Raw genomic sequence first — 24,372 nt, 5'->3', positions numbered from 1 at the left:
GAGCCACAGAGATTCACAGAGGGATAAGCAGAAATTCACAGGGAATATGAATTGGAGAATCGGAGAATTGGAGAATTGGAGAATTGGAGAATGGAGATTTTTTTAAGGAACCCAAAAACATTCGGGGATCTAAAAAACCTTGAATGTTCATGATTTTCCCTGCGTCGCCGTGCCGCCGCGAGCCATACTCATTCATTAATTTGTCTCAAAATCGCCAATGATTTCCAGTTTCCTGGATTATCCAGGTGCTGACTATAAAAATCTAGTAGGTGATCCAAAAGCTTTTGGCGTAGGGATTTACTTATTTTGAATTGATTGGAAAAAGAATCTTTCATGAGAGCATTCAGGTAATTTTCTGCTTGCGACAGTTCGGTAGGAGAAAAAGGCTGGGAGCGACTTTCTGACAAAAAACCAAGAGCTTCCTCTGGAGCAAAGCCGAGAAAACTGGCTTTTTTAATTAAAAATACCAATGGGAATTGGCCAAGTTGGGCATGCTTATTATCCAATTCAATAATACATTCTAGAAGAAAATCGAAGAGTAGTTCATTCTGGTAATTCTCGTAGATCGACTTGCTTGTTACTTCGGTAATGAAAAGTGCTATTCCAGTTCTGGTAAAATCAAAAGGAATGAGCTGATGTGCTCGGTAGAGTTGAGCTTCAGAAATTCGCTGGAGTCCACCGTTGTCTTTATCATATACGACAAGTTCAAGTAATGTCAACGGTTGGTATAAAGCTATTTTTGATTTGTTACCTTGAGTCCTTACTCCATTCACCAAGTAAGATTTCAGACCTAGTTCGCGAGTAAAGATCTTTACAATTATACTTGTCTCCTTGTATCGTATGGCACTGAGAACTATCCCTTGGGTCTTTTTGAGCATTGCTTCATTTTTCCCGCAGATTAGCGCAGAAAAGTACGCAGATCTACGCCGATTGTAGTTATTAGTTGAATATGGCTAAAGCGATGTCATTAAGTAAACACTGCTTTCAATTGTTTTCTATCAATCAAAAAAACATCGGTCACCCAACACCTTACTATTTCTTATCCTCATAAAAGCACTTTCTGCATCGCGCTTCATAGCTTTCCTTTTCACCCAAAACCACTTTCTCTTTGGCATCGGAAAGCCTGAAGGAAAATGCTGCCAAGTCGCCACACTTCATACAGATTGCATTTACTTTTGTTACATATTCTGCGATTGCCATCAGCCTTGGCATAGGATCAAAGGGATTTCCTTCGAAATCCATATCAAGTCCAGCCAATATCACCCGCTTACCCTGAAGAGCTAGTTTTTGGGCAACTCTTACTATCTGTTCATCAAAAAACTGAACCTCATCAATTCCCACAACATCACAATCGCCGCTTAATAATAATATGTCATCAGCAAAGTTGACCGGAGTAGAACGAATCGAATTCTCATTATGAGAAACGACATCATGTTCATCGTAGCGCTTGTCGATTGAGGGCTTGAAAATCTCCACTTTTTGCTTTGCGATTCGTGCACGGTTCAGCCGGCGAATCAATTCTTCCGTTTTTCCAGAAAACATGGACCCACAAATCACCTCGATCTGACCTTTATTTCCTGAGGACTTCATCCTACCAATTGAAGGTTCTATAAACATGCCTAATTCTATTCGCTATATTTTATATGTGGGAATTTATTGATGTTACCGACACGGACGACAATTTCTCCTGATAGGAGTTCCGTCTGGCATGCTAGTCTTTCTCCCGTTCTCAATCTTCCTTGCTGCAGGAAATCAAGTTCCGGTTTGGTAGGAGGTGAGAGGTTTTCTTCACCTGATTTCAGAATGATTTTGCAGGTGGTACATCGGCCTTTTTTCCCGCAGGCGTGCATCCAGTCAATTCCATTTTCATGAATAATTTCGATAACTTTACGGGGAACGCTAACAGAATTAATCTTCAGATTAAATAGATTTTCTATGACTATTTGGGGCATTTGTTCGTTGACTTTTGTAAACACCACTCTACAATGACTACTCAAATTAACAGCAATTATTTAGAAAAATATGCCGAAGACTATGCCGCAATTGTTTGTGGTCAGTTTTTCTCTTCCAAGCAATACATGACTGGACAGGATATAGTTCAGCTCACCAATAGTGCTCAGGTGAATTTCTTTATTATTAAAAGGTTATTCGAGCTGTGGCAGGGAGAGCTCGAAAAGCTCAAGAGTAATCCTTATTTCGATTACCGTGATATTACGGTGCATGAAGCACTTACTGAGTTTATGAACGTGCTTTCGCGAAGAATCAAGGTAGAGAAAGAGCAGCTTCAGCCGTTATTAGAAACTGCGGTGAGTCAGGCAATCCAGCTTGCAACAGATCCGGTTTCATTTTATCAAAATGAAATATCCAAAGCTCCTTCTGGGCATATCAATGAATTTCTGAAAGAGAATAAAAAGTATTACAAATGGCATGCTCAGGTTGTTTCTTTTTTAATAGATAAGGCTGGTTTTGGTCATGATGAAAGCGCTTATCTACGTGCCGTGGCAGCAAATTATCAAGCAATTAAAGAGTCGTTAGAATCTGTGAACTTGCTCCTGGCAACATTTGGAGATGTCAAGCCATTTGATTTAGATGCTTATTTAGTTCGGGAATATGTGGAAACAAAACTTCCTTCTAACCCAACACCTGAAGTAAATAAGTTGCAGGAATCAACAAGTTCATTTTTCGATGAGGTAGAAAATGAGGCTCCAATTAGAAAGCCTGTAGCTCCAGAACCTGAGAAAGAAATTGAGGCAGAGCAAGTTGCGACTGTCCAAATGCGCTATACAAATGGTTCTGCTGGCACCCTAGATTCATATAACCTGAAAGCTAAATTTGAGACACTCTCTTATAAAGGTATGAAAGGGATAATGGGTGAACTAGCTGAAAGTCTAGCAATCAATCAGCGGTTCATGTTTACGAAGGAGCTATTTGACGGAAATGCAGATCTACTCAAACATGCGTTAAAATCCATAGATAAATGTGAAACATTTGATGAAGCGATTACGCTCGTTAATTCCCGCTATGTGGAAGAATTAGGATGGCAATCTGAAACTGAACCAGTACAGGAGTTTCTTTTGCTGGTGTATAGAAAGTTTGAAGTTTGATATAAAATTGAACTATATAAGTGCAAAGAGCTGGTTTTCAGCTCTTTTTTAGTTTTATAAAATGAAATCCCCTTAATTTATAGGAATTGCTTAATTCACAGATTATCTTGTTTTTACCTATTGATAATATTGAGTAAGCTTTTTTCAATCAATGCGTAAGAAACTCCAAGACTTAAAAGACCTTCCTCCATTTGATCCAGGCATAGATGCCGTGGATAATTATTGGTATTTAATCATGTATTTGCGTGATTTAATCAAAGCTTCGGAGATCAAAGCGGGCTTGGTCCTGTCCTTTTATGGATTGTTGATGAACGTTTTTTTTCAGTTTTATGAGCATTTAATTGAACTAGCCTCTTCAGACTATTTGACTTATGGCTTCATGGGAACTTGGTTTGTGTTCAGCGTCATTTCTATTTATTATAGTTTTAGATGCTTCATGCCGCAAATTGAGGCCAATTATGACAAGAGTGTTTTCTTTTTTGGGAATATTATTTCTTCATATGGTCCTATCAAAGACTACGTGAAAGAATTGGAAAAGGTAAGCACCCAGAGGCGCCCGCTGTTTGATCAGTTGGGAGAGCAGGTTTATATCAATGCTAAAATCACCGCTACTAAGTTTAGAAATGTGAACCTTTCTGTACGATACTTATCATTTAATATTGGCCTAGTGTTTGTTTTTATTTTGTATTACGCTTTAAAGACTGCCCTTTAGCCTAAAGCCCTGTTCTTGCCATGAAAGGATATCGTACTCTTCGAAACCTAGTTTTATCAGATCTTGAAGCAAATTTGCCCAAGACATTGACTTATCATGCGCTTGAACATACGCTAGATGTGCTAAATGTTTGCAATCAATACATCAAGCGGGAAAAAATTCCCTACAAAGAAAGGTATTTATTGAAAGTTGGAGCAATTGTTCATGATATGGGATTTCTCAAAGGTGCAGCAAACCATGAGCAAGTGGGGGCAGGGATGGCAGAGAATATTTTAAGTGATTTAGGAGTGGACCAACGTGATATTGACGTGATCAAAGGGTTGGTCATGGCAACAAAAATCCCTCAGAACCCTCAAAACCATTTGCAACGAATTATCTGTGATGCTGACTTAGATTATTTAGGCAGAAATGATTACCCGGAAATTAGCCAGAAATTATTTGAGGAATTAAAGAATATGAATGTGATCTCTACCGCTAAACAATGGAAGGATCTACAGATTAATTTTTTGAAAGCTCACCATTTTCATACACCGTTTGCCATCAAGAATAGAGAACCGAAGAAGCAAGCTTGGCTGAAAAAGCTATTGGACTCTTAACCCATCCTTCCTAGCTGTAGTGCTCTGGCACTATCCATTTTGATGAAAATAAATAGCAAAATGGTAAATGACCATAGCGAAGATCCTCCGTAACTAAAAAATGGTAATGGAATACCCACTACTGGAAATAGTCCAATGGTCATGGCAATGTTGATCATGAAGTGGAACATCAGAATCGAGATGACACAATAGCCATATATTCGATTGAATCTGTTTTTTTGACGTTCAGCCATGAAAATCAGCCGGGTGAGCAAGGTGACAAATAGCGCGATCACAACCAAGCTCCCCAGCCAACCAAACTCTTCTCCCAAGGTGCAAAAGATGAAATCCGTATGTTGCTCCGGGACAAAGTCAAACTTGGTTTGGGTGCCCTGCAAATAGCCTTTACCGGTAAGTCCTCCAGAACCGATGGCGATTTTAGATTGAGTTACATTCCACCCAACGCCTAGCGGATCTAGATCGGGGTTAAAAAGGACCATTATTCTGTTCTGTTGATGTTCTGGCAGTTTAGAAACTACCAAATCAAGACTATAAGTAAATGCAATTAATACCAGTCCAATAACACTAAATCCTATAATTTGCTGTGGGGTCTTTTTCCCCATCATGATGAGAATCACAACGATCACTACTATCGCGCCAGCTAAATAGAGATTGTTTTCTATACCCAGTGCCAATAGCGCTATTGCAATGATACCGATTCCAAGTATGTAGTATTTTTGCGGTAGCCCTTCTCTATAGAACATGATTAGCATGGAAAAATAGACCATGGCTGTCCCCGTATCTGGCTGAAGAATGATCAATATTATCGGCAATAAAAGTACACCAAATGCCTGTAGCTGATATTTGGTTTTGGAGAGATCAAAGGTGGGTCTTTCCATGAATTTGGCCAGCGCAAGGGCTGTCGCAAATTTGGCAAACTCCCCTGGCTGAATTCGAAAGGAGCCAAAGCCAATAGTTAGAATTTGCCCATTTACTTCTTTTCCGATGAAAGGAGTTAGTAGTAGCAGAACAAGCATAACCAAGTATATGGGAATAGCCAGATTTTCGAACAATCGATAATCTGCCGCCATGATGACGATGATGATGGCTATAGCGGTGCCGATCCAAACGAGTTGAATGCCGGAATTTATCGAAGTATCGAAGATGCTTTTGTCCACTTGCCCGTCATAGACAGCTGCATAGATATTGAACCAGCCTATCATCACCAATACGAAATAGATCATAACGGTGATCCAGTCCACCCGATTTATGTTAATATCTGTCTCGCGCATTAATAGATGAAATTTCCGGCGATTACATAGTTCTCAAGATCCGGTCTGGAGATACTGTCCTTGAGATATTTCTCAATCATAAGAGAGGCTGTACTTGCAGCAGCTCGACCTCCCCAGCCAGCATTTTCCACATATACAGCTATTGCGATTTGAGGATTCTCTTTTGGCGCAAAAGCAATGAATACGGAGTGGTCTTCTCCATGAGGGTTTTGGGCGGTCCCCGTCTTGCCTGCAATCTGGATATCCTTCATAATCGCACGCGTGGCAGTACCATATAGCGCTTGGACCATAGCATCCTGAACCATATCAAAATGATATGCATCAACGCCTACCATGTGTTTTGTTTGATATTCTTTTGGGATTTTGGTATTGTCACCGTCAATTGCGCGAATCAAATGCGGAGTGTAGTAAAATCCTTTATTTGCAAAAATAGCTGCCAAATTTGCCATTTGAAGCGGTGTGACTAGCAACTCACCTTGGCCTATCGATAGAGAATAAATTGTGGAATATTTCCAGCGCCCTTCGCCATAAACTCTATCGTAGTATCTACTTGATGGGACGTCACCAATTTTTTCATTTGGCATGTCCACGCCCAATTGGCCACCAAGACCGAATTTCAACACGTTTTCACGCCAAGCGTCTAGACCAATTTCTGTATCCTTAAATGTGTTACTTGAAACTTCCCGATTGATGATTTGACGGAAAGCTTGATGATAATACGGGTTACAGGAATTTCGAATTGCGCCGAAAAGATTGACTGGTGAAGGGTGATTATGACAAGCAACCAGAGACTTATTGCAAGCAAATGTAGTTTCTGGAGTAAGAACGCCTTCCTGTAAGCCGATTAAACTCTGGACAATTTTGAAAATTGAACCCGGAGGGTAAGTCGCCATAATTGGGCGATTAAAAAGTGGCTTTGTTTCTAGTTTATTCAGTGCTGTGTAGCTTTTGCCAAAGTCGGAACCGGTAAGACTATTTGGGTCATAAAACGGTGCGGAAATCATGGAGAGTATCTCGCCGGTTTTTGGTTCAATCGCTACCACCGAACCTGTTTTTCCCATCATCAGCATCTCACCATACTTCTGCAACTCCATATCGATGGAAGAGTTGATGTTATGACCAGCAACCGACGCCGTATCAAACTCACCATCCTTGAATGGACCTTTATCAATTCCTCTCACATTGACCATTTTGTACTTCACTCCCTTTTCACCACGGAGTTCGTCCTCATAGAATCTCTCCATTCCGCTGAGGCCTACGTAGTCACCTTGCACGTAATAGCCAGAACTGTCTCGTTCCAGTTGCCTGCCGCTAATCTCACCGATATAGCCTAGCGCATGCGATGCAATAGGATTTGGGTAGGAACGAACAGATCTAGTCATTATGAATAGACCTGGATAATCAATTAAGAAGTCTTGAATTCTAGCAAATTCATTGGTTGATATTTGCTTGATAAAGGTGGATGGCTTGACTGAGGAATAGTTGCGCGCTGTTTGATAAGACTCAATCAGTTCCTCTTTGGAGATCTTAAAAAGTTCTAGGAAACGAGTAGTATCGCCCACTTCAAATTCCTTTGGAACAATCATCAAATCAAAAATCGGATTATTGTAAACTAGCAACTTTCCATTTCGATCGTAAACTAATCCACGATAGGGGTGATCTACTATTCGTTGAATAGCATTCCGCTCAGCTCTTTTCATGAAGCTGTCGTCCATCACCTGTATCATAAATAGCTTGGTCAAAAGGACTGCGCCTACCAAGAAAACAAAGATGATAATTACTACGGGCCTTTGGTCGTTCATCAGATTCCTCTCCTGCGTTTGAAGAACAGTAGTTGTACAATTATAGCCAAAATGACTGTAAAAATCGAGGAGAAAAGGCTTTTGTTTAGCACGCCAAATAATCCCCCTGTTCCCCACTGATCTGCAGTGAAAAACATAAGTGAAAATGCGAAAACTAAAGGTAAAGAGTAGCTTATATACCAACCAATTCCCATCTCCCTTAAAGTTGGGTTGTTGCCGTCATCATAGCCACCATTTGGGCTGATCGCTTTTAGCCAATAGGGACGAAGAAAGGCCAAGAGAGTGGCTGCGGCCGCATTCAGTCCGAGGGTATCGTAGAATACGTCAATTAATAGCCCTATTCCAAAGCTGATTAAGATTAACGAAAAGCTTCGAATGTTAATTGGAAAACTCAATATAGCCAGTAAGTAAATGAAGCAGAATGCCACACCGAAAAGAGCTACGTTTTTCAATAGCAAAATCTGTACTGTGCACAGGCAAATCACCAAGAAGACAAAGGTGATTAGGTTTCTAAAACTCATTTTCTATTTCTGATTGCTTTTGCAGAGAATCTATTTCGGCCAATCGACTATTTTCTACTAAATAGACATAGTGCACTTTACTGAAGTCTACACTAAGATTTACCACAATATCCAAAGAGTTAGGGTCGGAGCTTTGATCTACACTTTCTATGGTGCCAACCATAATTCCTTCCGGAAAAACTGCACTGAATCCATTAGTTACGATGGTGTCACCGGGACTAGCCTTTACGTGGCGAGGGACATAGAGTAATTTTGTTTTTTTTGAGTCCTTACCATCCCAGTTTATTGACCCAAATGAACCATTGCTTTTGAGTTTTGAAGAAATTCTCATTTCCGTATTTAACAGCGAAAAGGCTACTGAAAAATTATCAGATACTGATTGCACCCTTCCAACTACTCCTTGCTCGTTAAATACACCCATTCCAGGCTTCACTCCATCTTTGGAGCCTTTGTTAAGGGTAATATGATTTTGTGAAAAGCGTAAGGAATTGCTGATTATTCGTGCTCCTCTAAAGGTGTATTGTGCCTCAAATGCAGAATCCAACTCAAGTGTTACGCTGTCAGGGATAGCATTGATAGTTTTAAGTTGTTCAAGTAATAAAGCGTTTTGACTTAAGAGTGCTTCATTGTCTTCCGCAAGGGAAAAGAAATCCACCACGTCTGAGCGGGTCTTGAGAATTGATCCGGTTACGGCATTGGAACTATTGAAGAAAGCTGCACCCTGAGGTGAATTATTGGAGACTATTAGACTGATCGCCAATACTTCAAGCAAAACAAATAATAGAAAAGACCTTAGGCTATAAAGGAATTGAAGGATGCGTAGCATTCTGAGTTTAAGTCATCAATACTGTTCGGAAATTTTGTACGTTTTTCAAGGCGGTGCCTGTTCCTCTCACTACAGCTCTCAATGGATCTTCTGCGATGTGAATCGGTAGCTTCGTTTTCTGATGTAGCCTTTTGTCCAGACCTTTAAGAAGTGCTCCACCACCAGTGAGGTGTATCCCGTTATCGTATATATCTGCTGAAAGTTCTGGTGGAGAAATCTCTAATGCTTTCAATACTGCTTCTTCAATTTTCGAAACTGATTTGTCCAAGGAGAATGCTATCTCTGAATAGGAAACTTTGATCACCTTAGGAATACCCGTCATCAAGTCACGCCCTCTGATTTCGTAATCTTCCGGTGGATCATCGAGCTCTGTCAACGCCGAACCGATTGCAATTTTTACTTTTTCTGCAGAACGCTCTCCAATCAGCAAGTTGTGCTGACGGCGCATGTAGTCCAGAATATCTTTAGTAAATGTATCTCCAGCTACTCGGATAGATTGATCTGCTACAATACCGGAAAGAGCTATAAGTGCAATCTCCGTGGTACCTCCTCCGATATCCACGATCATGGAGCCCATAGGTTTCTCGATATCAATTCCTATACCGATTGCCGCGGCGATTGGCTCGAAAATCATATAAACTTCCTTCGCTCCTGCATGCTCAGCAGAGTCACGTACAGCTCGTTTTTCTACCTCAGTGATTCCGGAAGGGATGCAGATAACCATTCGATGGGACTGAGGGAATAAGCCTTTTTTCTGACCGGGAATCATTTTGATCAAACCTCTGATCATTTGCTCTGCAGCATAGAAATCAGCGATCACACCATCCTTTAACGGGCGGATAGTTTTAATATTTTCATGCGTTTTCTCATGCATGTTCATTGCTTCACGGCCTACCGCCAAAACACGGTTGGTAGTTTTGTCAATTGCAATGATTGAAGGTTCGTCTACTACAATTTTATCTTTATGAATGATCAGGGTATTTGCGGTACCGAGGTCAATTGCAATATCACTAGAGAAAAAGTCAAATAATCCCATTTTTAGGTATTGATTGTATTTACTGGAGTTAAGAGTTTAATATACTACGCGAAGTATTCATATTAAACGGGGGTCGACAAAATTATTATCTTAATGGGACAAATTTGATAGAATCAGGATATTTTTTAGTAACAATATTAAATGAGTCTAAGGTAGCTTTAGTTTGTTCGATTTTTTTTCTGAAAGAAAACCTATGCAACTCTAAATCTTGATTTAAGAGACCTCATTGTTTTTAGAGTAAAATTATTTTACCTTTGCGTCGTATTCGAAAGTTTCTGGAGGGGACACCATATGGTCCCCTTTTTCATTATGCATACTATGACTGAATTGAAACAAGCTATCGAAGAGATTGTAGAGAAGCATCTTCCAGATGAAAATCATTTCGTTGTTGAAGTGAAATTGTCTGAGAAATCAGGCAAAACGCTTCTCAATATTCTTTTGGATGCTGATGAAGGTGTTACTATCCAGGCTTGCGCAAAGTTAAGCAGGGCGGTTTCGGAAGAACTTGAGGCAAAAGAAATGATGCCTGAAGCATATATTCTGGAGGTTTCTTCACCTGGATTAGATTTTCCTTTGAGTAGTAGAAGACAATTTGAGAAAAATATCAACAGGGAGCTAAAGATTTCTTTGACTTCTGGAGAGGAAATTCAAGGTAAACTATTAGAAGTTTCAGAAGCTGGTGTGAAATTACTAGTGAAAAAGAAAAAGGAAAAAGGCAAGAAAGCCACTGAAGAGGAAATTTCTCTTCCTTTCGAAGAGATGAAGAAATCAATTGTACAAGTATCTTTTAAATAAATCAAATGGATGCCAAAGTCTTAATAGAATCCTTCGCTGAATTTGCGAGATCTAAAAATGTGGATCGACCTACCATGATCCGTATCTTGGAAGATGTGTTCAGAGCTATGATTCGCAAGAAGTTTGAAACTGATGAGAACTTCGATGTGACCATTAACGCTGATCAAGGTGATCTTGAGATATTCCGTATTCGTGAAATTGTCGACGACAATTCTGAGGATATATGGGATTTAGACAAAATCAGTTTTACTGAGGCTCGTAAAATAGAGCCTGATTTTGAAATAGGAGAAGAAGTATACGAGAAAATTGAACTGGAAGCTTTTGGAAGACGTGCTGTGCAGATGGCCCGTCAGACATTGATCCAGCGAATAAAGGATCTTGAAAAAGATTTACTTTATAATAAATATGAGGAATTGGTAGGTGAGATCGTAAGCGCTGAAGTTTATCAGATTCTCGGAAGAGAAATTCTATTGATGGATGGTGAAGGCAACGAACTTATTCTTCCTAAAGCTGAGCAGATTTCTAAAGACCGCTTTAGAAAAGGTGATACCGTGAAGGCAATCGTTCACAGAGTGGATATGTCTAATGGAAATCCAAAGATTATTCTATCTAGAACATCACCTGTATTCTTGGAGCGTTTGTTCGAGAATGAAGTTCCTGAGGTCTACGATGGATTGATTACTATTATTAAGATAGTAAGAGAGCCAGGAGAAAGAGCAAAAGTTGCTGTGGAATCTTACGATGATCGTATCGACCCAGTAGGTGCTTGTGTGGGAATGAAAGGATCTAGAATTCATGCTGTGGTAAGAGAATTGCAGAATGAAAATATAGATGTAATCAATTACACAGAAAACCTGGATTTGTATGTCACTCGTGCATTGAGTCCAGCTAAGGTATCTTCTATCACTGCGAACGAAGAGACAAAAAGATTATCCGTATTCCTTAAGCCTGACCAGGTTTCCCTGGCTATCGGTAAAGGAGGTTACAATATCAAGCTTGCCAGTAGATTGGTTGGTTATGAGATCGATGTATTCCGTGAATTGAACGAATACGAAGAAGAAGATGTCGATTTAATGGAGTTTGTTGATGAAATCGACGGCTGGATTATCGACGAATTAAAGAAGACAGGTTTGGATACTGCCAAAAGCGTATTGAGCTTGACTAAAGAGGACCTGACTCGTAGAACAGAGCTAGAAGATGAGACTGTTGATGAGATATTCAGGATACTCGGACAAGAATTTGATCAATAGAGCGGGAAATAATCCCCGTGTAATACCCTAATTATTTAAGATTTCGAAAGAAGTTTTTGCTTATGTCAGAAGAAAAAATGATGCGTTTAGGCCAAATAGCCAGAAAACTCAACGTGGGAACGGCAACCATAGTTGAGTCTTTGGCTAAAAAGGGCTATGAGGTGGAGAATAATCCGAATTCAAAAATCAACATGAGTCAAGTTGAGATGTTGAATAAGGAGTTCAAATCTTCTGCCCTAGATAAGGAGGAGGCTTCGCACCTCTCGATAGGGAAGCGCCATGAGCCTATTTCTATAGAGCCCGAAACTCCAAAAGAGGAGCCAAAGCCGGCAGCTGCGCCTGCGCCAGCTCCTGAACCAAAAGCTCAGGAAGCGCCAAAACCAGCCGCTCCAACTCCGGCGCCTGCTCCAAAAGCAGCCGATGAGCCAAAGCCTGCGCCTTCTTCCGCACCTACTCCGCCAGCCGATACGGAGAAAGTTTCTACCGAAGCCCCAAAATTAGAGGGCATTAAAGTCTTGGGTAAAATCGATCTAAGCAAAAACACAAGTTCTGTTCATAGGCATAAACAGCAGCATGGCCAAAATAAGCACGGTCAAAAGCATGGAGATTCTAGGAAGCCGCAACAAGCTCCGCAGCAAAATAAGCCGCAGCCAAAACCGGCTCAGGAGGTCAAAAAACCAACTGCACCTCAAGCACCACAAGTAAAAAAAGAACAGCCAAAACCTGCTCCACAGCAACCTGCTACGCCAGTGCCGCCAGTGGCAAAGGATCAAGTGATTTCTGCGAAAGCTGACTCACTTAAAGGCCTTACTGTTTTAGGGAAAATAGAACTGCCTGCAGATCGACCTAAGAAAAAAGGAGGTCCAGTAGCTTCTTCTGATGAAAGAGGAAGAGATAAAAAACGTCCACGTAAGCGTATTGACAAACCAGGAGGACCGGGGCAAGGCAATCGTCCAGGAGGAGGTCCAGGTGGCCGTCCAAATCAAGGCGGAGGCAACCGTCCTGCTGGCAACCAAAGAGGTGGGGCTCCGGTGAGAGCTCAAAAAGCTGAGCCGACACAAAAGGAAATTCAGGATCAAATCAAACAGACTTTAGCTCGTCTTCAAGGCAAGAGCTCTGGAGGAGGAAAAGGCAAGAGTCGTAGAGACAAAAAAGCCGAGAGAGAACGCGATGTAGATTTTGAAACTGAAGAAACAAAAATCTTAAAAGTAACTGAGTTTATCTCAGCAAACGATTTGGCAGCATTGATGGACTTAACTGTTAATCAGATTATTTCCGCTTGTATGTCACTTGGTATGTTCGTTTCGATCAACCAACGTTTGGATGCTGAGGCGATTACTATTATTGCTGACGAATTTGGTTACGAAGTAGAATTCACCAAGTCTATAGAAGACGAAATCGAGGTAGAAGAAGAAGATTCTCCTGAAGAATTGGTGGAAAGAGCACCGATCGTGACCATCATGGGACACGTCGATCACGGTAAGACTTCCTTGCTCGATTACATCCGTATGTCAAAAGTAACTGCAGATGAGGCTGGAGGAATCACTCAGCACATCGGTGCTTATGACGTAATGACTAAAACAGGTCATAAAATTGCATTCCTAGATACGCCAGGTCACGAAGCATTTACAGCGATGAGAGCACGTGGTGCCAAAATAACAGATGTTGCGATAATCGTAATTGCGGCAGATGATAGCATCATGCCTCAGACTAAGGAAGCGATCAATCACGCGCAAGTAGCTGGTGTCCCGATGATTTTCGCTATCAACAAGATTGATAGACCAAATGCCAACCCTGCCAAGATCAAAGAAGAGCTTGCAAATATGAATCTCCTAATTGAGGAGTGGGGTGGTAAATATCAGTCTCAGGATATTTCTGCTAAGACTGGTGAAGGTGTGGATGATTTGTTGGAGAAAGTTCTTCTAGAATCTGAAGTATTGGAACTTACAGCGAATCCGGACAAGAATGCTGCAGGAACTGTAATTGAAGCATCTCTGGATAAAGGACGTGGTTATGTATCCACAATCATGGTTCAGGCTGGCACCTTGAGAATTGGAGATATCATTCTTGCCGGTCAGCATCACGGACGTGTGAAAGCGATGTTTGATCACAAAGGTAAAAAGCTGAAAGAAGCCGGACCATCTACTCCTGTCCAGGTATTGGGTCTTGGTGGAGCTCCTCAAGCAGGTGATATCATCAAAGTTTACGACACTGAACGTGAAGCTAGAGATATCGCAAACTCAAGAGAGCAAATCCAGAGAGAGCAAAGCTTAAGAACTAAGAAACATATCACTTTGGATGAAATCGGTCGTCGTTTGGCTATCGGTTCATTTAAAGAATTGAATATCATCATCAAAGGTGACGTGGATGGATCAGTAGAAGCACTTTCCGATTCACTATTGAAACTTTCTAAAGATGAAGTGAAAGTGAGTATCATCCACAAAGGTGTCGGTCAGATTTCTGAGTCCGACGTATTGTTGGCTTCTGCTTCTGATGCGATTATTCTTGGATTCCAAGTAAGACCTTCTTCCAATGCCAAGAAATTGGCAGAGCAGGAAGAGATTGAAATCAGACATTACTCGATCATCTACGATGCGATTAATCAGATCAAGGATGCTATCGAGGGTATGCTTGAGCCAGAATTTGAAGAAGTTATCACTGGTAATATCCAAGTTCGTGAGGTATTCAAAATCACTAAAGTTGGTACTGTTGCAGGTTCGTATGTTACAGATGGTTTCATCACCAGAAAGAACAAGATCCGTGTCATCAGAGACGGTATCGTGATTCACGAAGGGGAGATCGATCAATTGAAGCGATTCAAAGACGATGTGGCTGAAGTGAAAGCTGGTTACGAATGTGGTATTTCTATCAAAGGCTTCAATAATATCGAGATTGATGACACCATCGAAGGCTACGAAATGAAAGAAATCAAGCGTAAGAAATAAGCTTCGCTTAGATATATTAGAGCAAAAAGGAACAGCATAGCTGTTCCTTTTTTAGTTTTACCAAATGATTGAAGCTGTCTTGATCCTTTTATGGATTTTGTTTTCTTTTTGTTTGATAAGCTTAATGGTTGGGTTAGTTCGTCCTGTCCTTGTGCTTTGGTTTTTGGACAGAATGAATCGGCTAAAAGTCCTAAAAATTTATGGGCTGTCTTCTTTATTGCTTTTAGTGATTCTGATTTCTTCGAAATATTATTTTGGGTAGGGCTTTATTTTAGTCAATAAATTTGAATTATTGTTATATGAGGAAATTTGCCCTCAATTTTTTTAGCTCAACTTTGGTTTTGCAAATTGAATAGTTTTACTTTTCATCTTGTAATAAACCCAGAGTTGAAAAATTTCCTTTCCATATTTCTTTTACTATGCTTTGCGATGTACCACTTTGGTTACTACGCATTCTATTTCTCCTATGATTCACATTTGGAGAGTAAGTGGGAGGCAATTATTTATAGTGATAACTCCATAGAAGTTGAGGAAACTCTGGTGGAAATCCCACTTTCTGCACCCTATTTGGCTAATCAAGAAGAGTTTCACCCAACAAATACCTCTTTTGAGAAAGATGGGCAATTTTATCGGGCGATAAAGCAACGATATCAAAATGATACATTGCAAGTGGTAATCGTGCCAGATACCGCTCGAGGGGTGCTCGATAATACTGTGAAAAAGTGGATTTCTTTCCTAACGGATGATGAAATTCCACAAGATCAAAATGGTAAGACTGTCACTAAGCTTTTGGTGAAAGATTATTTGCAACCAGTTAATCATCTAATACAAAACCCCTTCATCACCCCAAGTGTCGTTTTCGCTGGATTTATTTTTTATTCTCATTCAAATCCATTTTTCCAGCTAATTACCCCACCTCCTCGTATAGGTTAATTCTTTTTTTACTCTGCTTTATGACCTTTCTCGAAGATTTTCGAGGACGTTTGATGCTATCTGCTATTTCCAAAAATAGAAGATTTAGCATTCATAATGCATTTAATCAAACCTAAATTTTGTCAAGAAATTATCTACTTTATCATGAAAAAATACGCTATACTCTTTATCATATTAGTTTCTCTTTACTTTGTGCCTTCTGAATCATTCGCCCAAGGCTGTGTCGCCATTCGCCAGTTTTCAGGCCTAGGAAATGCTGTCGGGCAAGGCAACATCTTGAATAGAGGAGAATGGAATGTTAGTGCTAATTATCGCTACTTCAAATCGTTCCGTCACTTCAGAGGTACCCACGAAGAACCAAATCGGATCGAAGATGGAACCGAAGTGATCAATCATCAACATGGGCTCGATATAAATATCAGTTATGCCTTTTCTGAGCGACTTTATGGTCTCATTTCTCTGCCTTTTCAATACAATGAAAGAAGTTCGCTTTACGAACATAACAGAACTGAGAGACATACGACCTATTCCAAAGGCTTTGGCGATATGAGAATCGGTGCTGGATACTGGTTACTTTCTGGTGAAAAAGCCAAGAAAGGAAATACAGCAATTGGGCTGGGAATCAAATTTCCGACCGGAGATTATGCTGCAACAAGTACCTTCTATAAAGGAGCTGAAGGGGTACCTACTGAAATGACTGTCGACCAATCCATACAATTAGGTGATGGCGGTACTGGTTTGATCGTGGATTTTCAAGGACTATGGAATATCGGTAGTACCAACTTCTGGTACTACGATGGATTTTATATGTTTAACCCTAAAGAAACCAATGGAACTCCTACCAATAGAAGCCGTCCAAATGAAGCAATCATGAGCGTTCCTGATCAATTTGCCTTGAGAACTGGTGTTTTTCACTCTTTTGAAAAAATCCATGGTTTGGGTGCTTCTGTTGGTGGTAGAATTGAAGGGATTCCTGTCCACGATGCTTTTGGGGGCAGTGAAGGATTCAGAAGACCTGGTTACATTATTTCTGTGGAGCCTGGCGTTAGCTACATGTTTGGAAATGTAACTGGGACGCTGAATGTGCCAATAGCTTTGTTCAGAAATAGAACTCAAAGTGTGACGGATATGGAGAATTCCACTCCAGATAATGAAGTCCATGGAGACGCCGCATTCGCAGATTATCTAATCAATTTCACTGTGGCTGTGAGAATTCCTAAGAAAGTTAAAGAGGTTTTTAACTCACTATAATTTCAGATAGTCAAAGAGCCTTTGCGGGTTCTTTGACTTCTTTTTTTAGGCTTTTTGTAGCCAAAATCATTAAAGAAATCGCTAATACGAATAGCAGTGCTGCTATAATGGAAAGGACATATACTTCTTCTTTGAAGTTTTTCCATGCGAAAAGCCCCAATGAAGATAAGGTGACGGTAAACATGAAAAACATGGGGATGGTCACGAATAGCGCATTGATATTTTTCTTAATTAACCAAACTGCGATAGTCAAAAGAGCTAGTGCGGCCAATAATTGATTTGCTGAACCGAAGATTGGCCAGAGCGTAGTGAATTCTCCAGAAAGCAATAAGAGAATGGAGAAGATAACTACGATTCCTGTAGAGACGTATCGATTTTTAGCCAAAAACTGACCTGCAGCCTGAGGCACGTCTTCGAAGTATTCCTGCAAGGTAAATCGAGCCAATCGAGTACAAGTGTCCAATGTGGTGAGAGCAAAAGCTGAAACAGTCAACGCTACAAACCCAACAGCAAACTCTTCCGAAATTCCTAGCGAGGCAATCATGCCTCCCAAACCAGTTGAGAAAAGTGCTACCGGCCCTTCTCCCGTAAGTCTGGCCGCATATTCGGACCTCGACAAAATCACTACTGCGCCGACTGAAATTATTGCCAGAAATGACTCTATCAACATTCCCCCAAAACCTACTAATTTGGCATCAGACTCTTTATTCAGTTGCTTGGAAGTTGTACCAGAAGCTACTAGAGAGTGGAATCCACTGATTGCACCACAGGCTATAGTTACAAAGAGCACTGGAAAAATATAACCTAGATTTTCATCTGACACATGGATTTCATGGCTCATTTGTATTTCAGGATTGGCTATGAAAACTCCTAGAACCGCTGCGACAATCAAGCCATAAAGCAAAAAGCTATTCAGGTAATCACGTGGCTGAAGGAGCATGCTGACTGGAGTCACTGAAGCTAGAAATGCATACGCCAAAAGTGCCAAAATCCAGATTTTATAGTCTAGCACAAAAGGAAGTTTCATTCCCAAATACACAAAGAAGTACATTAGAATTACACCAACTACAGAGATGATAATAAATGCTGTCTTCTTTTGTCCAATCATTTTATTGACTATCCCAAAAATGATTGCCAGTAAAATAAAAAGAATGGATGCTGAAGCAACACCCGGATTGGTGACGAAAGTTTTTGCAATGATATCTGCAAAAACACCAATTACTAAGATCAGAGTAGAAAAGCTAAAGATTACAAATAGCTGCTTTCCCTTCATACCAATTTGATTTCGGATGATCACACCGATTGATTTTCCTTCGGTTTTCAAAGAAGTAGCCATACTTCCAAGATCATGCACAGCACCAAAAAATATCCCACCAACCAAAATCCAGATCACTGCAGGGATCCATCCAAAAGTCACTGCGATGATTGGCCCCACGATTGGTCCAGCTCCAGCAATCGAAGCAAAATGATGTCCCAAAACAACGATAGGCTTGCTTGGTTCATAGTCCACTCCATCTCTATGAGTGTGTGAAGGCGCTGGATTTGTGTCATTCAATCCAAATTTACGGTATACAAACCTGCCGTAAACTTTATAAGCCAAGAATAAAATACTAGCGGAAATAAGAAGAAGAACGGCTAGGTTCATGAGTAGATATTTGGAATTAAAAGGGGATTCGAGGAAAAACCTATTCTAGTTGTTTGATTTCAAAATAAGGTAAATATTAATCATTGAAAAAGCGATTTTTCATAATGCTTCGTTTTCCTTTAGAAAGCGGAAATCCTAAGCAATTTTCAAGGAGGTTTTATTTACGGGATTTAACGACTAAATTTGTAACCTTTGACTCGTCAAAAACAACCTAAAAACTCAATATGGCTTGGTTTAAAAGAACTGACAAAGGCATCAAAACATCTACAGCTGAGAAGAAAGATGCACCTGATGGCCTTTGGTTTAAGACCCCAAACGGAAATATCATTCATACGAGAGAGCTTAAGAATAACGCTTACGTATGCCCAGATGATGATTTTCATGTAAAAATTGGTTCGAAGGAATATTTCGAAATTCTTTTTGACAATAATAAATTCAAGGAACTCGATGCCAACATGACATCTGGCGATCCTTTGAAATTTACCGATACGAAACCCTATGTTTCACGTATAGAAGCTACGATCAAGAAAACAGAGTTGAATGACGCTGTGAGATCTGCAGTGGGTAAAATGAACGGATTGGACATCGTGATTTCCTGTATGGACTTCAATTTCATCGGTGGATCCATGGGTTCGGTAGTAGGTGAAAAAATAGCCAGAGCTATTGATCATTCTCTGAAAAATAAGATCCCATTCTTGATGATTTCCAAGTCTGGAGGTGCACGAATGATGGAGGCTGGATTTTCTTTGATGCAAATGGCTAAAACATCTGCCAAGCTTGCGTTGTTACATCAAGCAGGTATTCCTTACATATCTATGCTTACAGATCCGACTACTGGTGGGGTTACAGCTTCTTATGCAATGTTGGGTGATTTTAATATCGCCGAGCCTGAAGCATTGATAGGTTTTGCTGGTCCTAGAGTAATCCGTGAGACAATTGGTAAGGATTTACCTAAAGGTTTCCAAAGTTCTGAGTTTGTATTGGAGCATGGATTTCTTGATTTCATCGTAGACCGTCGTCAATTGAAAGGTCGATTGACAACCCTGCTAAACCTTTTAAATAACTAAAAGAGTTACTTCTAAAAGGATTTGATTATTCGAGCCAAATTTGAACATCGATTTGGTCTCTTTTAGTGATTAATAAATATATTTGTGCTCCCGTATTGGGCCAATCCATAAGAAAAATTAAACCAAAATTTCATGGGTTCAGTAATTATCACATCCATCGTAGCTTTTACAGTAATTATACTGCTACTGGTATTTATTCTCCTTTTTGCTCAGTCAAAACTGGTCAATTCAGGAGACGTCAACATTGTAATCAATGGTGACACTAGTTCTCCAATTGTAACTGCAGCGGGAACTACCCTGCTTTCTACTTTGGGAGGCCAAAAAATCTTCCTTCCATCCGCTTGCGGTGGTGGCGGAACTTGCGCTATGTGTAAATGCGTGGTCGAAGAAGGAGGAGGAGAAGTTCTTCCTACAGAAGTAGGTCACTTGAGCAGAGCAGAGCAGCAAAGTAACGTCCGTCTTGCATGTCAGGTGAAAGTAAAAAATGACATGAAGATCAGGGTTCCGGAAGAGATCTTTGGTATTAAGAAGTGGGAGTGTGAGGTTATCTCTAACTACAACGTTTCTACATTTATCAAAGAATTCAAGGTGAAACTTCCTGAAGGTGAAACCCTTGATTTTGAAGCAGGTGGATACATTCAGATTGACGTTCCTATCATCACAGTGAACTTCAAAGGAATGGATATCGCCCCGCATCCTGATCTTGGCCACCCAGATGATGTTTACCAAAGCGATTGGGATAAGTTCGGCCTTTGGGACTTGACCATGAAGAATGACGAGGAGCTTTTCAGAGCTTACTCTATGGCTAATCACCCAGCAGAAGGTAACATCGTGATGCTCACCATCCGTATCGCAACTCCGCCGTGGGATAGAGCGAATAACAAATGGATGGATGTTAATCCTGGAGTTTGTTCTTCTTATGTATTCTCAAGAGTTCCTGGTGATAAAGTAACTATTTCTGGACCTTACGGAGAATTCCACATCAATCCTACACAGCGTGAGATGGTTTACATAGGTGGTGGTGCAGGTATGGCTCCATTGAGAGCGCAGATTTTTCACCTTTTCCATACAGAGAAGACTAGCAGAAAAGTGTCTTATTGGTATGGTGGTAGATCAAAGAAAGAATTGTTCTATGTACCTCAATTTAGAGATATAGAGAAGGACTTCCCTAACTTCCAATTTAACATTGGACTCTCTGAGCCACTTCCAGAAGATAATTGGAAAATCAAGAAAACCCCTGAAGATGAAGGTGACGGTTACGTTGGTTTCATTCACCAAGTATTATATGATAACTATCTGAAAAATCACCCTGAGCCAGATGAGGTAGAATATTACCTATGTGGCCCTCCTTTGATGAACTCAGCAGTATTGAAGTTGCTGGATGATCTGGGAATTCCTCAGGAAAATATCCGATTTGATGACTTCGGAGGTTAATCAAAAACAAAAGATCCCGCTTCGGCGGGATTTTTTATTTAAGAACCATTTTTGATTATTTTTACCTTAGACTATCACCCCTTATGAATATCCAATCTTATTTTGACCCAGTAGCCGAATACCTTTGGCAGAAAAAGTATCAAAACAATTCATTTTTTAAGCAAATCCATTTTTTCGGTGAGGAATTTCCCGATCTCAAGGGAGTTCAAATAGCCCTTGTCGGAATCAAAGAAAATCGTGGTTTGGGCAAAGTGGAAAGTGCGGATAGAGGAAGTAGTGAGATTCGCGAGAAACTTTATGAGTTGAAAAAAGGCTTTGGGGCATATAGAGTAGCTGATTTGGGTGATTTGATTTCTGGAGAAAAGCTAAGCGATACATACCAACGAATACAAGAAGTAGGAGACTACCTGATGAAACATCAGATTCTCCCAATTTACTTTGGAGGTTCGCACGACTTGGATTACGGGCAGTATTTGTCTTACCAGAAAATGAAAAAGTTGGTCAGCTTGTTAACAGTGGATGCCAAATTGGATATGGAAGAAGAGGGACCACTAGCGGATCAGCATACGCAGGAAATCATACTTCATCAGCCTAATTTTCTCTTTTCTTCAGCCCATTTGGCCTATCAGAGTTTCTTGGTAGATCCATCACTTATCAATGTGGTGGAAAAGTTGTATTTCGAGCACGTGCGATTAGGAGAATTGCGAAGTGAGTTCAAAGAAGTTGAGCCTTTGATTCGAAATGCGGATTTGTTAAGCTTTGACTTATGTGCTATTCAATCTGCAGATGCTCCAGGAGCGGTGAATGCTGAACCATTTGGGCTGACAGCTGAGGAGGCGTGTCAGATTTGCTGGTTTGCAGGAACAAATGAAAAGCTGAGTTCAATCGGAATTTATGGCTACGAGCCTTATTATGACGATGCTGCAAATAAGACTGCTAAAGTCGTTTCTGTGATGATTTGGTACTTCTTGGAAGGATTCTATTCCCGGAAAGATAGCCTTTCTTTTAAAAGCAGTGATTATAGCAAGTACACCGTTTCGCTGGATACGAAGCCAAATACGCTGGTTTTCTATAAAAGTAAGCGAAGTGGCAAATGGTGGATGGAGATTCCACATAATGAAACTGAGAAATTTGATCGAGTTAGCACAGTTCCTTGTAGCTATGCTGACTATCAGATGGCTCAAAAGGGTGAAATTCCTGAGCGTTGGATCAATGCTCAAATCAAGTTACTTTGATGGAGATTTATACCAAGCAGCAGCTTGCACTTCGAAATGGGCAGGATAAACCTGAAATTTGGGTAGCTTATCAAGGCATAATATACGATGTGAGTAGTTCCAGACTTTGGAAAAAGGGCATGCATTACGAGCATTGGGCCGGACAGGATTTGACTGAGGAATTGCCGGATGCACCCCATACCGAAAAAGTATTTGAGAAATTTCAAGCCATTGGGCAACTAGCATAAATGATTTTAATCGCAGATAGTGGTTCCAGCAAAACGGACTGGAGAGTAATTCATTCTGATCGCAAGATCAGTCAGCATCGTGGAATAGGGTTTAATCCTTATTACCAGACTTCAGAAGAAATGGCTATTCAAATGCAAAGTGATTTCTTGGTCAATCTGGAGAGCGAAATAGAAGAAATATTTTTCTACGGTGCCGGTTGCTCAAGCCCAGATCGGAAAAATGAAGTTTCATCTGCATTAAAGACAGTTTTTCCAAAAGCTAAAATAATTATCGATCATGACCTTGCAGCCGCCGCCAGATCCACCTGCGGCCATCAATCTGGTATAGCATGTATCTTGGGTACTGGTTCAAATAGTTGTGATTACGATGGTGTTCAAATCGTAGATTCTCGTCCGGCTCCAGGTTATATTTTCGGGGATGAAGGAGGTGGAGGATATGTTGGTAGGAAACTTCTGAAGGATTTCATCAACGATGAGATGCCTAAAGAGATCAAAAAAGAGCTTATAGATAATTTTCATTTGACCAATACTGTAATACAAGAGCATGTTTATCAAAAGCCTTTTCCAAATCGGTATATGGCGAGTTTTTGCAGATTTATCTCGGAGCATAAATCCAACCCTTATTGCTACATGCTCTATTATAATTCCTTTCAGGATTTCTTCAAACAGCATGTGATGAAGTATAAGGATTACAGGGAAAAGCCTGTAAATTTTGTAGGTTCTATCGCATATTATAATAGTGATATCCTTCGTAAAGCTGCCGCAGATGTCCAGATAAATGTAAATTTAATAATTGAAAGTCCGATAGCAGGCTTGACACTTTACCATCAAGAAGCTTTGTGAAATGGAATCCAGTGTTGGAAATACGCTCAGTAAAAATTTAGAACAATGAAAGTAACCGAAAGTACTTCTCTTTATGATAACCTGGAGCAGATGGATGTCACTTCCATTCTCCAAAATATTAACCGGGAAGATAAAAAAGTAGCCCTTGCAGTTGAGAAAGTTATTCTGAATATCAATGGATTGATTCAGCAGATTGTACCTAGGATGGAGAAAGGTGGAAGATTGATCTATATAGGTGCAGGGACAAGTGGTAGGCTTGGTGTTCTCGATGCATCTGAGTGTCCGCCCACCTATGGAGTTCCTTTTGATATGGTGCTGGGAATAATTGCTGGAGGAGATAAAGCAATCCGGAAAGCTGTGGAAAATGCTGAGGATAATCCAGACCAAGCTTGGAATGATATTCTAGAATATGGATTTAATCAAAATGATACGGTTATAGGAATCGCTGCGTCAGGCACGACGCCCTACGTAATTGGAGGAGTGAAAACCGCGCGGGAAAAAGGCTTATTAACAGGTAGCATTACTTGTAACCCTAATTCGCCGCTCTCAAGAGAAGTAGAGCATCCGATAGAAGCAGTTGTTGGTCCAGAATTTATCACGGGAAGTACACGAATGAAATCTGGTACAGCACAAAAACTGATTCTTAATATGATCTCCACGACTGTGATGATCAAGCTGGGAAAAGTAAAAGGAAATAAAATGGTGGACATGCAGCTTTCCAATGCTAAACTGGTACAGCGAGGCACCAAAATGATCATGGAGGCGACTGGGTTAGAAGAGGAAACAGCTTACAAACTATTGCTTAGTGAGGGGTCGGTTAGAAAAGCGACCGAGTATTTTTATAAAAATCTGAGTTAGATTTCTGAGAACCTTCCAGGT

At 40.5% G+C, this 24,372-nt stretch carries 23 protein-coding genes; 14 read left to right on the top strand and 9 right to left on the bottom strand.

Annotated features, from left to right (window positions below; all coding sequences use genetic code 11):
• Positions 1–188: 188 nt before the first annotated feature.
• The 3 genes from recO to ACPUEN_RS13335 form a co-directional block, all read right to left on the bottom strand.
• Positions 189–878 carry a DNA repair protein RecO gene (gene recO / locus ACPUEN_RS13345; RefSeq protein ID WP_425636398.1) on the bottom strand — a complete coding sequence of 230 codons (690 nt, stop codon included), beginning with the start codon at positions 876–878 and terminating at the stop codon, positions 189–191.
• 154 nt (positions 879–1,032) lie between these two features.
• The gene (locus ACPUEN_RS13340; RefSeq protein WP_111613395.1) at positions 1,033–1,617 is read right to left on the bottom strand and encodes a thymidine kinase; all 585 of its coding nucleotides are present in this window, start codon (positions 1,615–1,617) and stop codon (positions 1,033–1,035) included.
• An 8-nt stretch (positions 1,618–1,625) separates the two neighbouring features.
• On the bottom strand, positions 1,626–1,952 hold the full coding sequence (locus ACPUEN_RS13335) for a 2Fe-2S iron-sulfur cluster-binding protein (RefSeq protein WP_425636397.1): 327 nt from the start codon (positions 1,950–1,952) through the stop codon (positions 1,626–1,628).
• Between the two features lie 33 nt (positions 1,953–1,985).
• Here ACPUEN_RS13335 and ACPUEN_RS13330 point away from each other — a divergent pair, with 33 nt between their 5' ends.
• The 3 genes from ACPUEN_RS13330 to ACPUEN_RS13320 all read left to right on the top strand — a co-directional run bounded on the left by ACPUEN_RS13330 (position 1,986) and on the right by ACPUEN_RS13320 (position 4,412).
• A complete protein-coding gene (locus tag ACPUEN_RS13330) occupies positions 1,986–3,104 on the top strand; it encodes a hypothetical protein (RefSeq protein ID WP_425636396.1) in 1,119 nt (372 codons plus the stop codon).
• Positions 3,105–3,255: 151 nt separating this feature from the next.
• Complete coding sequence (locus ACPUEN_RS13325; RefSeq protein ID WP_425636395.1) at positions 3,256–3,816, top strand: Pycsar system effector family protein; 561 nt, start codon at positions 3,256–3,258, stop codon at positions 3,814–3,816.
• 20 nt (positions 3,817–3,836) lie between these two features.
• A complete protein-coding gene (locus ACPUEN_RS13320) occupies positions 3,837–4,412 on the top strand; it encodes an HD domain-containing protein (protein ID WP_425636394.1) in 576 nt (191 codons plus the stop codon).
• Here the strand turns inward: ACPUEN_RS13320 and rodA are convergent.
• Genes rodA through ACPUEN_RS13295 form a run of 5 tightly spaced genes read right to left on the bottom strand, consistent with a single transcriptional unit; the run spans position 4,409 to position 9,868 of the window.
• On the bottom strand, positions 4,409–5,683 hold the full coding sequence (rodA, locus tag ACPUEN_RS13315) for a rod shape-determining protein RodA (RefSeq protein WP_425636393.1): 1,275 nt from the start codon (positions 5,681–5,683) through the stop codon (positions 4,409–4,411). The genes ACPUEN_RS13320 and rodA overlap by 4 nt on opposite strands.
• On the bottom strand, positions 5,683–7,485 hold the full coding sequence (gene mrdA, locus ACPUEN_RS13310; protein WP_425636392.1) for a penicillin-binding protein 2: 1,803 nt from the start codon (positions 7,483–7,485) through the stop codon (positions 5,683–5,685). The genes rodA and mrdA overlap by 1 nt, the downstream gene beginning before the upstream one ends.
• Complete coding sequence (locus ACPUEN_RS13305) at positions 7,485–8,006, bottom strand: rod shape-determining protein MreD (protein WP_425636391.1); 522 nt, start codon at positions 8,004–8,006, stop codon at positions 7,485–7,487. Before ACPUEN_RS13305 ends, mrdA begins: the two co-directional genes overlap by 1 nt.
• Positions 7,996–8,832, bottom strand: coding sequence for a rod shape-determining protein MreC (gene mreC / locus ACPUEN_RS13300; RefSeq protein ID WP_425636390.1), 837 nt, complete (start codon positions 8,830–8,832; stop codon positions 7,996–7,998). Before mreC ends, ACPUEN_RS13305 begins: the two co-directional genes overlap by 11 nt.
• A gap of 7 nt (positions 8,833–8,839) precedes the next feature.
• Complete coding sequence (locus ACPUEN_RS13295) at positions 8,840–9,868, bottom strand: rod shape-determining protein (protein ID WP_057939075.1); 1,029 nt, start codon at positions 9,866–9,868, stop codon at positions 8,840–8,842.
• Positions 9,869–10,186: 318 nt separating this feature from the next.
• Between ACPUEN_RS13295 and rimP the strand changes: the two genes are divergently transcribed.
• From rimP to ACPUEN_RS13270, 5 genes are all read left to right on the top strand, one after another.
• Complete coding sequence (gene rimP, locus ACPUEN_RS13290; RefSeq protein ID WP_111613404.1) at positions 10,187–10,663, top strand: ribosome maturation factor RimP; 477 nt, start codon at positions 10,187–10,189, stop codon at positions 10,661–10,663.
• Positions 10,664–10,668: 5 nt separating this feature from the next.
• The gene (gene nusA / locus ACPUEN_RS13285; protein WP_425636389.1) at positions 10,669–11,913 is read left to right on the top strand and encodes a transcription termination factor NusA; all 1,245 of its coding nucleotides are present in this window, start codon (positions 10,669–10,671) and stop codon (positions 11,911–11,913) included.
• A 62-nt stretch (positions 11,914–11,975) separates the two neighbouring features.
• Positions 11,976–14,858, top strand: coding sequence for a translation initiation factor IF-2 (gene infB, locus ACPUEN_RS13280; protein ID WP_425636388.1), 2,883 nt, complete (start codon positions 11,976–11,978; stop codon positions 14,856–14,858).
• Positions 14,859–15,245: 387 nt separating this feature from the next.
• Complete coding sequence (locus ACPUEN_RS13275; RefSeq protein ID WP_425636387.1) at positions 15,246–15,791, top strand: hypothetical protein; 546 nt, start codon at positions 15,246–15,248, stop codon at positions 15,789–15,791.
• A gap of 144 nt (positions 15,792–15,935) precedes the next feature.
• Positions 15,936–17,042, top strand: a complete 1,107-nt coding sequence (locus ACPUEN_RS13270; RefSeq protein WP_425636386.1) for a hypothetical protein — start codon at positions 15,936–15,938, stop codon at positions 17,040–17,042.
• A 10-nt stretch (positions 17,043–17,052) separates the two neighbouring features.
• Here the strand turns inward: ACPUEN_RS13270 and ACPUEN_RS13265 are convergent, their stop codons facing one another.
• Entirely contained in the window at positions 17,053–18,687 is a 1,635-nt protein-coding gene (locus tag ACPUEN_RS13265) for a carbon starvation CstA family protein (RefSeq protein WP_425636385.1), read from the bottom strand.
• Between the two features lie 224 nt (positions 18,688–18,911).
• Here ACPUEN_RS13265 and accD point away from each other — a divergent pair, with 224 nt between their 5' ends.
• The 6 genes from accD to murQ all read left to right on the top strand — a co-directional run bounded on the left by accD (position 18,912) and on the right by murQ (position 24,351).
• Positions 18,912–19,754 (top strand): acetyl-CoA carboxylase, carboxyltransferase subunit beta, encoded by an 843-nt coding sequence (gene accD / locus ACPUEN_RS13260; protein ID WP_111613411.1) that lies wholly within the window; start codon positions 18,912–18,914, stop codon positions 19,752–19,754.
• A gap of 132 nt (positions 19,755–19,886) precedes the next feature.
• The gene (nqrF, locus tag ACPUEN_RS13255; protein WP_111613412.1) at positions 19,887–21,188 is read left to right on the top strand and encodes an NADH:ubiquinone reductase (Na(+)-transporting) subunit F; all 1,302 of its coding nucleotides are present in this window, start codon (positions 19,887–19,889) and stop codon (positions 21,186–21,188) included.
• 83 nt (positions 21,189–21,271) lie between these two features.
• Positions 21,272–22,423 carry a formimidoylglutamase gene (locus ACPUEN_RS13250; protein WP_425636384.1) on the top strand — a complete coding sequence of 384 codons (1,152 nt, stop codon included), beginning with the start codon at positions 21,272–21,274 and terminating at the stop codon, positions 22,421–22,423.
• Positions 22,423–22,650, top strand: coding sequence for a cytochrome b5 domain-containing protein (locus ACPUEN_RS13245; protein WP_425636383.1), 228 nt, complete (start codon positions 22,423–22,425; stop codon positions 22,648–22,650). Before ACPUEN_RS13250 ends, ACPUEN_RS13245 begins: the two co-directional genes overlap by 1 nt.
• Positions 22,651–23,493 carry an N-acetylglucosamine kinase gene (locus tag ACPUEN_RS13240; RefSeq protein WP_425636382.1) on the top strand — a complete coding sequence of 281 codons (843 nt, stop codon included), beginning with the start codon at positions 22,651–22,653 and terminating at the stop codon, positions 23,491–23,493. It abuts the gene before it with no gap.
• Between the two features lie 45 nt (positions 23,494–23,538).
• Positions 23,539–24,351 carry an N-acetylmuramic acid 6-phosphate etherase gene (gene murQ / locus ACPUEN_RS13235; protein WP_425636381.1) on the top strand — a complete coding sequence of 271 codons (813 nt, stop codon included), beginning with the start codon at positions 23,539–23,541 and terminating at the stop codon, positions 24,349–24,351.
• The last annotated feature ends 21 nt before the right edge of the window (positions 24,352–24,372 follow it).

This window comes from Algoriphagus yeomjeoni (genome assembly GCF_049821175.1).
Lineage (GTDB): Bacteria > Bacteroidota > Bacteroidia > Cytophagales > Cyclobacteriaceae > Algoriphagus > Algoriphagus yeomjeoni_A.
Note: the sequence above shows the minus strand (reverse complement) of the source record. Positions and strands in the feature narration are given on the sequence as shown.